The sequence below is a fragment of the Photorhabdus stackebrandtii genome (assembly GCF_011189495.1).
Lineage (GTDB): Bacteria > Pseudomonadota > Gammaproteobacteria > Enterobacterales > Enterobacteriaceae > Photorhabdus > Photorhabdus khanii.
This window is the reverse complement of the sequence record NZ_PUJV01000016.1, coordinates 16,712-30,375: the sequence shown is the minus strand read 5'-3', so window position 1 is coordinate 30,375 and position 13,664 is coordinate 16,712. Positions and strand designations below refer to the sequence as shown.

General features: G+C 40.8%; 14 protein-coding genes and 3 pseudogenes. 6 read left to right on the top strand and 11 right to left on the bottom strand.

Annotation, left to right across the window (positions count from 1 at the left end; translation table 11 throughout):
* Positions 1–170: 170 nt before the first annotated feature.
* Positions 171–347, top strand: coding sequence for a hypothetical protein (locus C5470_RS22495; protein ID WP_207626997.1), 177 nt, complete (start codon positions 171–173; stop codon positions 345–347).
* A gap of 69 nt (positions 348–416) precedes the next feature.
* Here the strand turns inward: C5470_RS22495 and C5470_RS23270 are convergent, their stop codons facing one another.
* Both C5470_RS23270 and C5470_RS14055 read right to left on the bottom strand, forming a co-directional pair.
* A complete protein-coding gene (locus C5470_RS23270) occupies positions 417–545 on the bottom strand; it encodes a hypothetical protein (RefSeq protein WP_278249191.1) in 129 nt (42 codons plus the stop codon).
* A 115-nt stretch (positions 546–660) separates the two neighbouring features.
* Positions 661–1,005, bottom strand: a complete 345-nt coding sequence (locus tag C5470_RS14055) for a RidA family protein (protein ID WP_166290122.1) — start codon at positions 1,003–1,005, stop codon at positions 661–663.
* Between the two features lie 100 nt (positions 1,006–1,105).
* On the opposite strand from C5470_RS14055, the gene yoaA reads away from it, so the two are divergent.
* Positions 1,106–3,037 (top strand): DNA repair helicase YoaA, encoded by a 1,932-nt coding sequence (yoaA, locus tag C5470_RS14050; RefSeq protein ID WP_166290121.1) that lies wholly within the window; start codon positions 1,106–1,108, stop codon positions 3,035–3,037.
* Between the two features lie 348 nt (positions 3,038–3,385).
* Here the strand turns inward: yoaA and mdtI are convergent, their stop codons facing one another.
* The 3 genes from mdtI to zwf all read right to left on the bottom strand — a co-directional run bounded on the left by mdtI (position 3,386) and on the right by zwf (position 6,117).
* Positions 3,386–3,718, bottom strand: coding sequence for a multidrug/spermidine efflux SMR transporter subunit MdtI (gene mdtI / locus C5470_RS14045; RefSeq protein ID WP_166290120.1), 333 nt, complete (start codon positions 3,716–3,718; stop codon positions 3,386–3,388).
* 1 nt (position 3,719) lies between these two features.
* Positions 3,720–4,136, bottom strand: a complete 417-nt coding sequence (gene mdtJ, locus C5470_RS14040) for a multidrug/spermidine efflux SMR transporter subunit MdtJ (RefSeq protein WP_166290119.1) — start codon at positions 4,134–4,136, stop codon at positions 3,720–3,722.
* 505 nt (positions 4,137–4,641) lie between these two features.
* Complete coding sequence (gene zwf, locus C5470_RS14035) at positions 4,642–6,117, bottom strand: glucose-6-phosphate dehydrogenase (RefSeq protein ID WP_166290118.1); 1,476 nt, start codon at positions 6,115–6,117, stop codon at positions 4,642–4,644.
* 345 nt (positions 6,118–6,462) lie between these two features.
* Between zwf and C5470_RS14030 the strand changes: the two genes are divergently transcribed.
* Positions 6,463–7,323, top strand: coding sequence for a MurR/RpiR family transcriptional regulator (locus C5470_RS14030; protein ID WP_166290117.1), 861 nt, complete (start codon positions 6,463–6,465; stop codon positions 7,321–7,323).
* A gap of 419 nt (positions 7,324–7,742) precedes the next feature.
* On the opposite strand, the gene C5470_RS14025 is transcribed toward C5470_RS14030, so the two are convergent.
* The 4 genes and pseudogenes from C5470_RS14025 to C5470_RS14005 all read right to left on the bottom strand — a co-directional run.
* Positions 7,743–7,949: a hypothetical protein gene (locus C5470_RS14025; RefSeq protein WP_166290116.1), complete on the bottom strand. Its 207-nt coding sequence runs from the start codon at positions 7,947–7,949 to the stop codon at positions 7,743–7,745.
* 286 nt (positions 7,950–8,235) lie between these two features.
* Positions 8,236–8,514, bottom strand: coding sequence for a type II toxin-antitoxin system TacA family antitoxin (locus C5470_RS14015; protein WP_166290115.1), 279 nt, complete (start codon positions 8,512–8,514; stop codon positions 8,236–8,238).
* A 152-nt stretch (positions 8,515–8,666) separates the two neighbouring features.
* Positions 8,667–11,204 carry a Tn3 family transposase gene (locus C5470_RS14010; RefSeq protein WP_166290113.1) on the bottom strand — a complete coding sequence of 846 codons (2,538 nt, stop codon included), beginning with the start codon at positions 11,202–11,204 and terminating at the stop codon, positions 8,667–8,669.
* A gap of 122 nt (positions 11,205–11,326) precedes the next feature.
* Positions 11,327–11,497, bottom strand: a pseudogene (locus C5470_RS14005) (helix-turn-helix domain-containing protein); the annotation flags it as partial.
* Between the two features lie 128 nt (positions 11,498–11,625).
* Here C5470_RS14005 and C5470_RS14000 point away from each other — a divergent pair.
* Both C5470_RS14000 and C5470_RS13995 read left to right on the top strand, forming a co-directional pair.
* Positions 11,626–11,853: a hypothetical protein gene (locus C5470_RS14000; RefSeq protein WP_166290111.1), complete on the top strand. Its 228-nt coding sequence runs from the start codon at positions 11,626–11,628 to the stop codon at positions 11,851–11,853.
* A 61-nt stretch (positions 11,854–11,914) separates the two neighbouring features.
* Entirely contained in the window at positions 11,915–12,304 is a 390-nt protein-coding gene (locus C5470_RS13995) for a GrpB family protein (protein WP_207626996.1), read from the top strand.
* An 84-nt stretch (positions 12,305–12,388) separates the two neighbouring features.
* Here the strand turns inward: C5470_RS13995 and C5470_RS13990 are convergent.
* Positions 12,389–12,661: pseudogene (locus C5470_RS13990) on the bottom strand (transposase family protein); the annotation flags it as partial.
* A 196-nt stretch (positions 12,662–12,857) separates the two neighbouring features.
* Between C5470_RS13990 and C5470_RS13985 the strand changes: the two are divergent.
* Positions 12,858–13,142 (top strand): annotated as a pseudogene (locus C5470_RS13985) (transposase); the annotation flags it as partial.
* Between the two features lie 218 nt (positions 13,143–13,360).
* Here C5470_RS13985 and C5470_RS13980 read toward each other — a convergent pair.
* The gene (locus C5470_RS13980; protein ID WP_166290109.1) at positions 13,361–13,588 is read right to left on the bottom strand and encodes a hypothetical protein; all 228 of its coding nucleotides are present in this window, start codon (positions 13,586–13,588) and stop codon (positions 13,361–13,363) included.
* Between the last annotated feature and the right edge of the window lie 76 nt (positions 13,589–13,664).

Below are 13,664 nucleotides of genomic sequence, written 5' to 3'. Positions count from 1 at the left end.
GTGGGGAGCCCCTCCCCGCCTTATTTATACCAGATAGACAATATTACCGGTTTACCTACCAGCAGACTGATATGTCACTGACATCTCTTTTATAAAAGACTCATATACAACCCTAAAGAACCTTAAACTCCCTAACGATGAGTGGGTAGGGTACGGATATCACCCGCACCATGTTACTAAAAGTTGCCAACGATGCGGGTATCACGCAGGTCAGAATGAACAATTTTATTGATGAAGTAGCGGATGTCGTCGCCGGCCTCGCTCATACTGCACGGGATGTGAAAGGTATGTTTGCCGAGATCGATACCGATAAGTGCCATGTTATTCATGGCGATGGCCTCATGTAAAAGAAATCACCTTGTCAAAATACGCCTACAGGGTGAGGGGGACCATCCCATTAAACATGAGGCAATCATTTAACAGCATAAACACCAATGTGGTGCCCCACACAATTTCATGCTCTCATTGACAACCCCTATTTCGCCCAGTTCCTCCATCGTTTCGTGAATTGCAGCAAACGCATTACTACGATACTTTTTAATCATATTCAATCCCTCCGAAAAATGACCTGCAAGATATGGGAGGAAAATTCAATGGATATTCTTAATGGCCTCTATGTGCTCAACTTATGAAAAGCAGAAGAATATCCCAGAATGAATGTTAAATGCCTGCGATAATTTTTATCTCGACTTTGTATTTTGGGTTCATTAAGTTAGTTGCAACTGTGCAACGTACAGGTGCACTTCCTGCCACAACCCATGCATCCCAGGTGGCGTTCATGCCGGCAAATTCGTCTCCGTTAGCCAGAAAAATAGTGGCATCGATAATTTTGCTTTTATCAGAACCGAGGCGTTGTAGCATGATATCAATGGCGGCCAGTGTATCTGCCGTCTGCTCAATAATATCACCATCCAGATTTTCTGGTACGCTAGTGTAATAAATTGTCTGGTTGTAAACCACAGCTTCGGACCAGCGATCCTGTGGATCAATACGTTCAATTGTCATAGATACTCCTTTAAGTTAGCCTCCATCTGCCTGATTTTTGGTGGTGCTCAGAACACAGTATTGGCATAATCCCTATCCATTCTATTGAAAGAGACAGTTTGTGTCAGACGATTTTGCGAAAAACGGTGCCCTTGCCAAAGCAATAAAAGGTTTCAAACCCCGTGATGCTCAAAAAGAAATGGCGGCTGCTATTGAGTGTGCGATTAAAAACCATCAACAATTGGTTGTAGAAGCAGGCACAGGGACCGGTAAGACATTTGCTTATCTGGCGCCTGCATTGCGCTCTGGGCAAAAAGTGATTATTTCTACAGGTTCTAAGGCATTGCAGGATCAGCTTTATAATCGCGATTTGCCGACTGTCGCTGAAGCAATGAATTTTTCTGGTAAGTTGGTGCTGTTAAAAGGTCGTTCGAATTATCTTTGCCTGGAAAGGCTGGAACAGCACTCTTTTGGTGGGGGGCATCTGGAAGCAGGCATTCTGTCAGATATCGTCCGGTTGAGAAGCTGGTCTTCACAAACTGAGGAGGGTGATATCAGCACCTGTCATCAGATAGCGGAAGACAGCCAGGTTTGGCCGTTGGTCACCAGCACTAACGATAATTGCCTTGGCAGTGATTGTCCGCGTTATCAAGAGTGCTTTGTTTTGAAAGCGCGTCGCCGGGCAATGGATGCGGATGTTATTGTCGTCAACCATCATCTGTTTATGGCGGATATGGTCGTGAAAGAAACCGGATTTGGTGAGTTGATCCCACAAGTAGAAGTGAAGATATTTGATGAAGCGCACCAGATTCCCGATATTGCCAGCCAGTATTTTGGTCAGCAATTAAGTAGCCGCCAACTGATGGATCTCGCCAGAGACATTATTATGGTGTACCGCACCGAAGTGCGGGATCAGGCTCAGTTACAGAAGAGCGCGGATCGCCTGAGTCAAAGTACACAGGATTTCCGGCTAGCATTGGGGGAGAATGGTTTTCGGGGGAATTTGCGGGAGTTGTTGCAGAATCCGCAGGTGCAGCGGGCGTTAGTATTGCTTGATGACGCACTTGAGCTTTGTTATGACGTGATGAAGTTGTCGCTGGGGCGTTCAGTTATACTGGATGCGGCTTTTGAAAGGGCGACAATTTACCGTAACCGTCTTAAGCGCCTGAAAGAGGTAACTATTCCCGGTTACAGTTACTGGTTTGAAAGTTATGGTCGCCATTTTCTTCTGGCATTGACACCTTTGTCTGTCTCCGACAAATTCAGTGAAATTATTAATGAACAATCAGGTTGCTGGGTTTTCACGTCAGCCACATTATCCGTTAACGAACAGCTTTCACACTTCACCGAACGGCTTGGGTTAAAAAAAGCGAAAACTTTACTGTTGCCAAGTCCATTTGATTATCAAAGTCAGACGCTGCTTTGTGTTCCTCGTCATTTGCCGTCACCGAATCAGCCTGGTGGGGCAAAATGGTTGGCAAGAATGCTTAAGCCGCTGATTGAAGCCAATAAAGGCCGCTGTTTCTTTTTATGTACGTCACACCAGATGATGCGCAGTTTGGCAGAAGAGTTCCGGGCCAGCATGACGTTACCCGTTTTGGTGCAGGGTGAAACCAGTAAAGGTCAGTTACTTTCTCAGTTTATTTCTGCCGGGAACGCATTATTGGTAGCAACCAACAGTTTTTGGGAAGGGGTGGATGTGCGGGGTGATGCGCTTTCCTGTGTCATTATCGATAAGCTGCCTTTTACGGCGCCGGATGATCCGTTGTTAAAAGCCCGTATTGAAGATTGCCAGCTTAAAGGTGGTGATGCATTCAATGAAGTTCAGTTGCCAGATGCGATTATCAGCCTGAAACAGGGTGTCGGACGACTTATTCGTGATGTCGATGATTATGGTGTGGTCGTGATTTGTGATAACCGTCTGGTGATGCGTCCTTATGGTGAAGTGTTTCTTAACAGTTTGCCGCCTTCACCACGCACCCGCGATTTAGCAAAAGCTGTTGCCTTTCTGCAAGCCCGGCAATCTCTGAAGAGCTCCAATAGGAAAGATTAATTATAAGCGAACAATTATGAAACTATGATTCTAGGGTTGTCAAACTAGGCAGAAAACAACGTCGGTGGTCAGAAAAGAATTTGGCGGAACGTGCGGGTATATCCAGAACTACAACAACGCATTCAAGAAGAAAAGAGAGTGGTATACGATGACTTCTAACAACAAAGAAGTTTATGTTTGGATACGATTACCAGAGCAAACTGAGCCAGTAGTGGCTGGCCGCCTAGAAGAATTTTAGGGTCTTGAGAGCATCCAAGGAGTTACCAAGATACGAAAAAGCTTCAGCTAACCCGAAAGAATCAAATATTACCTGAAGCTATCATTTTATGATCATTAACCACTTAAAATCTAAGCCAGCTTAATCATCACCATCCCAAGCAACAACAAAACAATACCGCCCCAACCCTTACAATTCAGACGTTGATTAAACATAACCCAACCGGCAGCAATCGTTGCGATAATGCCGAAAGCCCCCCATAAAGCATAAGCGATGGAAAGTTCGATTCCCTTCACTGCCTGGGCAAGCGCACTGAACGCCCCAAGAACAGCAACCAGTGAGAAAACCCCCATCCAATGGCGTCTGAAACCATCAGACAGTTTTAATAAAATATTCGCTAAAATTTCCAATACGACAGCAAGAAACAGGAACGCAGCATGCCACCATTCAAATTGTTGCAACATGTTATGCCTCCTTAATTTTACTGTTTTGAGTCACGGCGGCATTGACAGCTTTGTCTGCCATTTTTTTCACTGCCTCAGCCGATTTTTTGACTACCGTTTTTTTAGTCCCGGATTTAATCAGCATAATCCCGGTCACCAACAGAGCCAACCCCCCTACTTTCATCAAAGACAGTGATTCATCAAACCACATCACACTAAAAACAGTAATAAACAGAATGCCTATCCCTTCCCACAACGCATATGCAACACCCAGCGCAACTTTCTTCACAGCCATTGCCAGCAAAATATAGGATGTAGCGATCATGACATACATCACTGTCATGCCCCCCATCCCACCTGAAACGCTGGCATGTTTCATCGACAAAGTACCGATAACTTCGGTGACAATTGCCATTGCAAGGAATATCCAATAAATCATTTTCTTTCTCCTGAACACGCAAATACGCACGTCAAGACGCAAGCCAGTAAAAACACTGAACTCATCAGCAAATGAGATGAGAAATAAATAACCTGACGTTTTGACGAAATAGAAATGCCGGTTGAAAACCGGTTAGCAGGAGTAAGACGCTATAACGCACCGCACCAGTAGTGCTCACTGGATAAAATGGCAGAAAGGAAAAGCATGTGGGTGGATCTTTGAAACCGGACGCTTTTGGCGCTGTTCATGATATCTCATTCTTTCATCGCACTGATATTCCGCACGATATACTAAGAATCCTCATAGTTTAGTTTTAATTGGCCTATTACTTCTACCATATAGAATAATAGAAAGCAATTGCTTAATTTTATTCTTTAATCTTGACTGAAAACACAAATGAGCAAAAAAACCGCGATATCCGATATCTTGATGACACTAGCCCAAGCCGCTCACAGCACAACTTGGGCCTCAATATAAGGACTTACAATTCCGCGCTCATTACCCGTTATTCAAACTCATTCCACGAGCGGCCATCACGGGTGATCATGGCAACAGAAGCAACCGGCCCCCATGTTCCGGCCTGATAAGGCTTAGGCGCATCATTATCCGCAGCCCATGCGTCCATAATGGAATCAACCCACTTCCAAGCTTCCTCCACTTCATCTCGACGAACAAACAGCGCCTGAATACCGCGCATTGCTTCCAGCAACAATCTCTCATAAGCATCCGCTAACGGAATATGGTTGAACGTTTCTGAGAAACTCAGATCCAGCTTGGTTGTTTGCAAACGATGTTTATGCTCAAGCCCCGGCGCTTTGTTCAGCACTTCAATATCAATACCTTCATCCGGTTGCAAACGAATCGTCAGTTTGTTCTGTGGCAGTTGCTGATAGGATTCAGAAAACAAGTTCAACGCTGGTTTCTTAAAATAAACCACCACCTCAGAACATTTAGTTGGCAAACGTTTGCCGGTTCTCAGATAGAAAGGAACCCCAGCCCAGCGCCAGTCATCAATATCAACCCGAATAGAGACAAAAGTTTCTGTCCTGCTGGATTGGTTCGCCCCCTCTTCCTCCAGATAACCGGGAACCTTATTCCCCTGAACAAAACCGGCAGTATATTGACCACGTACTGTTTTCTCCCGTACGTTGGTGTGATCAATACGGCGCAAAGAACGCAATACTTTCACTTTTTCATCACGGATATGGTCCGTTGTCAGATCTGCCGGAGGAGACATAGCAATCATCGTCAGGATTTGCAACAGATGATTCTGAATCATATCGCGCATCTGCCCGGCTTGGTCAAAATAACCCCAACGGCCTTCAATACCGACTTCTTCCGCTACCGTAATTTGCACATGATCAATAGTCCGGTTATCCCAATTATTCACAAACAATGAATTGGCAAAACGCAGCGCCAACAAATTCAATACGGTTTCTTTACCCAGATAATGGTCAATACGATAGACTTGACACTCATTAAAATACTTGGCAACTTCATCATTGATGGCCCTGGATGATTCAAGATCGGTACCTAAAGGCTTTTCCATGACAACCCGGTTTGGCTCTTTATTCAGACCCGCCAGCCCCAATCCGTGGCAGACAGAACCAAAAGTACTGGGTGGCATGGCAAAATAGTGGATTGCAGGCCGGTTATCTTGCTTAAGAATTTTTTTCAGCCCGGTGAAATCTTCCTTTTGGTTAACATCCAGATTGCAGAAATTCAGACGCGCGCTCAATGCCTTCCATAATTCTGGATCTAATTTTTCCGGCAAGAATGTATTCAGAGCTTCTTCAACAACCTGGGTATAAGCTTTTTTATCCCAATCAGCCCGGCCAACACCGATAATCCGGGTTTCTGGGTGGATATAACCCGCTTTCTCAAGTTGATAAAGAGAAGGTAATAATTTCCGGCGAGCCAAATCCCCTTTAGCGCCAAAAATAACTAAATCACAAGCCTGAGCCGTAGATGTAACCGCCATATGTATCTCCTCATTGCGGGATATTGTAATTTTGTTACAGCCTTAACCAATAATGTACCCTTTTGGCTATAGCGCGTAAACAGCTATAGCAAATAACCCCAACCCTCTGTTAGCGACAAGTAGCACCATTGCTAAGATAATGATAGTCTTATGTCATTTTCCAACTTTTATGAAATATAATTACCGATATGAAAGTTAGACACTTGTCATACTTTTATGAAAAATATTAGATTATTGTGACTTCCCGCTGCCAGCTTCAATATATTACTAGTAATATATTTTCATAAAACTTACATAGATTTCTCCTCTGAATGAAATCGCTAAAACCACAGGTCACTGCGTTTTATGAATACACTGGAACGAGTCCAAAACAGCATTGAATACTTGAGTAAGTCAGAAAAAAAAGTGGCGCAGATAATCCTGGCTTCACCACAAACTGCCATTCATTCCAGTATCGCAACGCTGGCAAAAATGGCGGAAGTCAGTGAACCCACCGTTAACCGTTTTTGCCGTCGTCTGGATACCAAAGGTTTTCCTGACTTCAAACTCCATCTGGCCCAAAGCCTTGCCAATGGCACGCCTTATGTAAACCGTAATGTTGAAGAGAGCGATACAGTTAGTGCCTATACCAATAAGATCTTTGAATCGGTCATGGCGACGCTGGATACGGTAAAAAACAATTTGGATATTGCAGCCATTAACCGGGCTGTCGATTTACTGACTCAGGCGCGGAAAATTTCATTTTTTGGTTTAGGGGCTTCTGCCGCCGTTGCTCATGACGCGATGAATAAATTCTTCCGGTTCAACATTCCGGTAATCTATTTTGATGATATCGTGATGCAGCGAATGAGCTGTATTAACAGCGCCGAAGGTGATGTGGTCGTGCTGATATCCCATACAGGCAGAACCAAAAGCCTGGTTGAAGCGGCACAGCTTGCACGTGAAAATGACGCAACAGTTATCGCCATTACCTCTCATGATTCCCCTCTTGCCCGCGAAGCAACCCTGGCAATACTTCTGAATGTACCAGAAGATACGGATATTTACATGCCAATGGTATCAAGAATTGCTCAATTAACCATCATAGATGTTCTGGCTACCGGATTTACTTTGCGTCGTGGCGCAAAATTCAGAGATAACTTGAAAAGAGTTAAAGAAGCACTGCGAAATTCACGTTTTAATAAAATTGACTTTCCCCCGATCTGAAAGTCCTATAACTGTTGGGCTGATTCTCAACGCACTCGGTTTTTGATTGCATAGCCAGTAGCTGCTTATTGTTCATTATGTGTTTGTAAATAAATCGTTGCCCTGCTGGCTCATCCAACTTTATCGTTTATTTCAGGGTATAACTCAGCCCTTTTGGTGATCTGTTTTAACTTGACAATTAAGCCGATAGTAACAATCAGACTGAGTTCACTTTAAGTAATTTGCTATTTTGAAATTTTATTTAATACGATTACCTAAAAGAAAAATTATAAAGTTACGAAGGGGAAATTTATATCACCGAGTTAATTTAATAAAATAATTTAGGTTCAACAAATAATAACCAACCCCATATAATTAATTATAAAAATAAGAACCAGATGGTATTTTTACATCATTTATTTTAATTAATAAAATAATAATCACCCTAAAAAATCGCTAAAATGGATAGCAGCCGTTACCTCTTCGACGTAGGGTTGAAGTTGGGTATCACCTAGCGGAGTACCACAGACGACTACGTCGCCAATTTCTTCGTACCCGTTTCTAAAAATGACGTAGGCGTTTCCCTGTCGCTTAACAGAAACACCTGGCGGTAATTGCAATTTACTGCGGCTTGTTGCTTGAGTCATTTACAGTTTTCCCGCAGTGACCAGAGCTGTATGTATTGTTTTGAATGGTAACAGCAAATAATCACCTCCGGCGCGCATTCATAAGCAATGGAGGCGGGGCTTAGACTGTAGTAGCCCAATATCTTTTCATTGTTCTCGCTCACAGCAAGGTAGGTTTTTGCCCCGCCTTTCTCATGGCTCTACCTTGCATGACGGTGTAAAAACTGATTCAACGCCTCATCACCACAGTCAAAAGCACTGCGATCATGATGTTTGCCAATAGGTTCTTCGTGCCAGATCGGTAGCATTATGATTGTTTCGGCAAGGCGAATGCTGCGGCCAACAATTTATCATTGGGTGTCGGTGGGTTATCTAAAAGATCAAGAACATGCAAACTATCTCTTTCGGTCAGCTCCAACCGCTCGCTCTCGTCGATAATCTTCCGTGCCACTGACATCACATTGCGGATCACGAACTCAGTCAATTTGGTATGCTGTAAAGCGGCTGCACGCATCAACAGCGACTTTTCTTCTGAGGCAATACGTAGTGACATACGGTCGTTAGTTTCTACTGGGATCTGAGGCATGGTTAAGCCCTCCTGTTTGTACACATTAAAATTGTACACCAAGCCATGTTTATCAACAAGATGTACACAATGAAAGTGTACAAGTACCCGTATCAAATAGGGGTTTTCTGACCATAGTCCCCATTTGTTCCCTCACTCCCTCTCAACCCTTGCTACGACAAGTTTTCAAGGTAAATATCGTTTTCTGCACTCATCAATAGTAATTCAATAACTTTTTGAATATTAATGCTTTTGTCTTTGTTGCAAAATTCATATTTTCCTAAGAAGCTTAAATGGCGCCAAGCAATGGGGGACATTTGAGCTATCGCTTTCGCTTTTTGTTGATCTTTCTTTAAAAAATACTCATAGAGTCGACATAGCAACTGTGCATTGTAAAAAATAACTATTGTTGCAATAAGGCGAATGGATTCTGCATTGATACCCAAGTCTATTTCATCTTTTCCATTTAAGACCTTACCGCCACTAATCTTTGCTATTGCTGATGTTAATTGATGGTAAGATTCGCCACGACAAAGGCTGGACTGCACAATTTCACGTATTTCCTTCGAATCTATGTAGTCTAATATATAATCACTCATGATGATCCGATCAAATTCTATCAGTGCTTTCAATGTAGGATTCTTTTTATAAACCGATAATTTACGAACAACTTGGCTTTGTGTTGTTTGTTTTAATGCTAAAGAGGCTAAGATCCTTAAAACATTATCCCATTCATTAATAATCAACCCAATATCTGCTTTATCACTCGGTTTTATCACATATTTAGCGTATTTTTTGGGCTCCTGAAATCCCACTAAGTTATTATTGGCTTTATTGTTTAGCTGTTTAAATCTCGGCATAAAACGGTATCCAAATAAATGGAGTAATGCAAAGTTCACCCGATTAATGCTGTGCATATCACCGGAAATGGAAGCTATTTCAACGTCGGACTGATTACTTTCAATGATATCTAAAAGATAATGTGATTCATGTTCATTAGCTCCAATCACTTTAAGACAGAGAGGCAGATGATTTGCATTAAGCGAATATAAAACGACCCCTTTTAATAATCCAAAATACTTTTTTGAATACCGAGATTTTATTGTACTGTATTTTGTACCGAATTTTTGTCCATCAACACTGGCATGAACTCCATAGTCTGCAAGATTATATTCACTGAAAATAGGGAGTTTTTTCATTTCGTTAATAATCAGATCACTTGCGTGGCTGAGTGTTTGCTTTCGGATAAAATTGTTCTGCATATTTTCGAAATTGTTAGCTTCAACATCGCTGATTTCTTGCATTTTAGCCGGTTCTATACCTGTAGCACTTGCAACTATGACCGCATGAAGCGCCTCTTGGTTTGGTTCTGTTTTTGTGTGACGAGGCTGAATATGAGTAAAAGATTTGATATAACGTGTTTCTTCGGCAACAAAACGCATAAGATCACTAATGCTGGATACGGGTAATTTCTTAAATAAGCGGTTATTTACATCATTATCTGTCTTAATATAAGGGATATTCCACTTAATTAATTCTCCATTCTTTTTGTATTTGGCTTTAAAGCCAGTATTTTCACCTTTAAGGATACGGGTATTCACGGCATGGTATTTATTTTCTAAGGATATTTCTACTATCTCCAATAAATTAGCGATATCGTGTTTTAACAATGGCATATTTAATTGTGAAAGAATTTTTTCTTTATCTCTTTTCCATACATCAACATTAATTAACTCATCTTCCAGTGACCTAAAATTATTGCTATCTAGAATAAATACAGTACCATTTTCAATGCCTTTCATCAGGTAAAAATACAGTATAAATTCGTAACGGCCTGAATCAATTGATTTGATTTGTTTACCATCTATTGATTTTAACTTATAAAATAGGAGATAACGTTTAAAAAATGTCACCGCACTTCGTAATTCAATATTTGTACAGGTGAATTCTAATACTTTGAATATTGGTCGAAGATTTCTTTTGATAACAAGAGATTGCTGTCCATACCATTCCCAGCGATAGAAATCACGGTTTAAAATAGTATAAAATTCAGCCAAATTAGCGTAATAAATCACATTTTGTTCAGAGATATTAAGGCGAGAAATGAGCTTTTTTGATTCATAAAAAAGAGGATAGATCATTTGTTGCTTTTTAACTGTATTGATTATCTCCGTTGTGGTGAAATCTTTCTGATCCTTTTTTATCAGCGTTAATTTATAAAATAAATCATCCATATTCAAAAGGTTATCTAATTGGCTTCGAATCGTCGGTTCGATTTTGACATAAAACTTATTATTTAATCTCTGTTGTTCTTGGCGAAGTGCGCAAGAAACAATGTTCTGCATTGTTGAGTAAGCTGGACGTAATAGATTGTTATTTAAACAGCAATCTAATAGCTCTTGAAGGATAAATTTAGGTAAAGCGTGGCGTTTGACTAGTGATTTGGCTTCTTTCTCTAATTGACTAATAATCACGTTATTTATGTCAATTACGCCATATTTGTTTATCACAAAACGTCGATTGTTATAGTGATATTTTCTCGCTATTTGCTTTTTAGGGAAAGTTTCATCAGGAAAATAACGCTTTAAGATAAAAAGGACATCAGACTTTCTTTTTTGGAAACTAAATTGAAAAAAGTAATTGGTCGCTTTGTAGTATCCTAATTGAAGTATGTAATTAATTTTCTGAGATATACTTTTTAATTGAGTCAAGGTATTTTATGTCTTCAGCGTCTAATTCAAACAAAAATTCTCTTTCTTCGTCGGTAAGAATGGATAAACGCGAAGACGCCATCTGAGAGTTCCATATCAGTGAAAATTAGACTTAAAAACTGTCGGAAAACAGTTGTTTCATGCAAACGCAGGGCCTGAGCGATCATGACAGAACTCCAGCCCTCAGAGGCCAGCAGAACCGCTTTGATGCGATCACATTCCCTCTTATCACGGCAGGTGTGATGAAGGTGTTCGAGTTCGGCTTTCTGTTCATCGGTAATGAATATTTTCATGACGGATACCATGAGCCTTAGTTTGGGGAAAATCAAGCAGTTTCAATAATCACGGGTATAAATACTCTTCGAATAGTAATAATTCCATATTTATTAATCTCGATTTCGATATCGGGCATGAAGTTAACATGAAATCATCATTGTTAAATATGGCGGAGCTTTTTATGGAGGAGAAAAATAAAAAATATTTTATAGATTACCTGTCGCTGACCCCAGACGTCAATGAGAGTATTGCGGCGGAAGTGATAGAACTGTTACATCAACAGCGCTCTTACTATTTATCCTACGGAGCCACATCCCTGAAAGAGACCTCATTTATTTATGATTTAATTAATCTTCATGTTAATGGTCTCTGAATACTCTATAGTGTAATTTTTTTGGTATAATCATAGTGGTTTATATTTAAAGAGAGTTGCTATGAAAGAGAGAATTATTGAAGTTGTGCAATACAATCCGTTATGGCCTCTGTTATTTGAAGAGGAAGTCAGGTCGTTAAGTGCTCTCCCCGGCTTTGATTCCTGTACATTTCATCATATTGGTAGTACCAGCATAGAAGGGCTTGCTGCCAAACCAATAATAGACATCCTAGTGGAAGTTGGTGATTTAAATAAATTTGACGAATATTCGGAACTACTCTCAACTAAAGGGTATAAAGCAAAAGGTGAATTTGGTATTCTAGGGAGACGTTATTTTCAAAAAGGTGGTGACAATCGCACTCATCAGATACACGTTTTTGAAAAAGGTAGCCATCATATCACAGAGCATTTAGCATTCAGAAACTATTTAAGAAGACCTATGGCGATTTAAAAACAGAAATTGTCAAAACATGCAACAATGATATAAAGAAATATTCAGCGGATAAACATGATTTTATTACTCATCATTTGGCATGAGCCAGGCATAAAAGGCTTCGACCAGTGCATCTTGTTCTATCATTTTGATAATATTCGCAATACAGTGGCGGCGAGGAATACCGTGAGTAAAGTTGGTATATTGTTTAAGCCACTCGAATTGTATCTCACCAAATTCCTGGATTGATTTCCAGCCAGAAGCCCCACATAACACAGCGGAAAAAGCTAAAAAAATCACATCCATTAATTCATGTTTTTTATTGATGTCAGAACGTGGGTCATCTATTTTGCTGATAAAGTTGAAAATACTCATTATTAAGATCACGCTTTTATAGAATAGAGAGATCTTAACGTTTTAATGAGAAAAGTGGCTATAAAAAGTTATATTTTGGTCTTTATTTAACCCAAATAACCTTGTTAAAATTGTGAGATCTTGCCCTGATATAAAAAACTACCGGAACAGGTCTGTATTTATAGCGTGAATGGTATATTTACTTCCTTACCATTCGGCAGAGCATGAACTCCCTGATTATCTGGTCCGATTGTTGATGCAACTACACGCCCATTATCACTATATTGTTGAACAAATAGTCGAGTTAGAAGCTGAATTAAAACACACGATCACAACGGATGACACAGCCCTGCGTCTTATGGTCATCCCCGGTGTTGGTTTAATCACAGCTAGTTGACTTTCTTCACCGTTGGGAGATGGTCAACAATATGCCAAAAGTCGTGATTTTGCCGCATCAACGGGATTAGTTCCCAGGCAACATAGCACATCACGACACAGCACACGGTATTTGACGCCTGATTCTGCGTTATTATTAATCAATTTAAACGTTACTCCACTGGTTTTGCGAAGACTGATAATTGATGACATGATCGGCCTATCGGCCTGATGAGAAACCTAAAGGTTAAGATGGCTTATGAAAGCCGAGTGGTTTTTTAGGAACATCAGGCGCGGAACTCATCGAGGCGCGGGCATCCTTGCCTATAGTGACGCCGGATAGATTTAAGCAAGCCAAAAATTCATCAAAATGAGTGTTGCAAAAACGAGGGTGACCATAGATTTAACCTTGATTCGGTAAATCTGACGGAAGCACAAATACCAGCGCATAATCATACATTTTTTGGGACAACGAGCACATTTGATTATGGCACCAAAACCACCAGTATCGCCGGAGATCACTATCATGATAGCGGTTGAGGTGAAATTATAGTGGAATTTATCTTTCACCATTGAAAATACCGCCTGCTGCTTTTCAATACCAAAACCCTCTAGGACCATTAGATTATTGATAAATCGGGAACAAATC

Excerpts from the sequence above, each read along its gene's own strand:
- zwf (WP_166290118.1), bottom strand. The coding sequence starts at position 6,117 with ATGGCGGTTACATCTACGGCTCAGGCTTGTGATTTAGTTATTTTTGGC.
- C5470_RS22495 (WP_207626997.1), top strand. The coding sequence starts at position 171 with ATGTTACTAAAAGTTGCCAACGATGCGGGTATCACGCAGGTCAGAATG.
- C5470_RS14030 (WP_166290117.1), top strand. The coding sequence starts at position 6,463 with ATGAATACACTGGAACGAGTCCAAAACAGCATTGAATACTTGAGTAAG.
- C5470_RS14015 (WP_166290115.1), bottom strand. The coding sequence starts at position 8,514 with ATGCCTCAGATCCCAGTAGAAACTAACGACCGTATGTCACTACGTATT.
- C5470_RS14000 (WP_166290111.1), top strand. The coding sequence starts at position 11,626 with ATGAAATCATCATTGTTAAATATGGCGGAGCTTTTTATGGAGGAGAAA.
- C5470_RS13980 (WP_166290109.1), bottom strand. The coding sequence starts at position 13,588 with ATGGTGAAAGATAAATTCCACTATAATTTCACCTCAACCGCTATCATG.
- mdtI (WP_166290120.1), bottom strand. The coding sequence starts at position 3,718 with ATGTTGCAACAATTTGAATGGTGGCATGCTGCGTTCCTGTTTCTTGCT.
- C5470_RS14055 (WP_166290122.1), bottom strand. The coding sequence starts at position 1,005 with ATGACAATTGAACGTATTGATCCACAGGATCGCTGGTCCGAAGCTGTG.
- mdtJ (WP_166290119.1), bottom strand. The coding sequence starts at position 4,136 with ATGATTTATTGGATATTCCTTGCAATGGCAATTGTCACCGAAGTTATC.
- C5470_RS23270 (WP_278249191.1), bottom strand. The coding sequence starts at position 545 with ATGATTAAAAAGTATCGTAGTAATGCGTTTGCTGCAATTCACGAAACG.
- C5470_RS14025 (WP_166290116.1), bottom strand. The coding sequence starts at position 7,949 with ATGACTCAAGCAACAAGCCGCAGTAAATTGCAATTACCGCCAGGTGTT.
- C5470_RS13995 (WP_207626996.1), top strand. The coding sequence starts at position 11,915 with ATGAAAGAGAGAATTATTGAAGTTGTGCAATACAATCCGTTATGGCCT.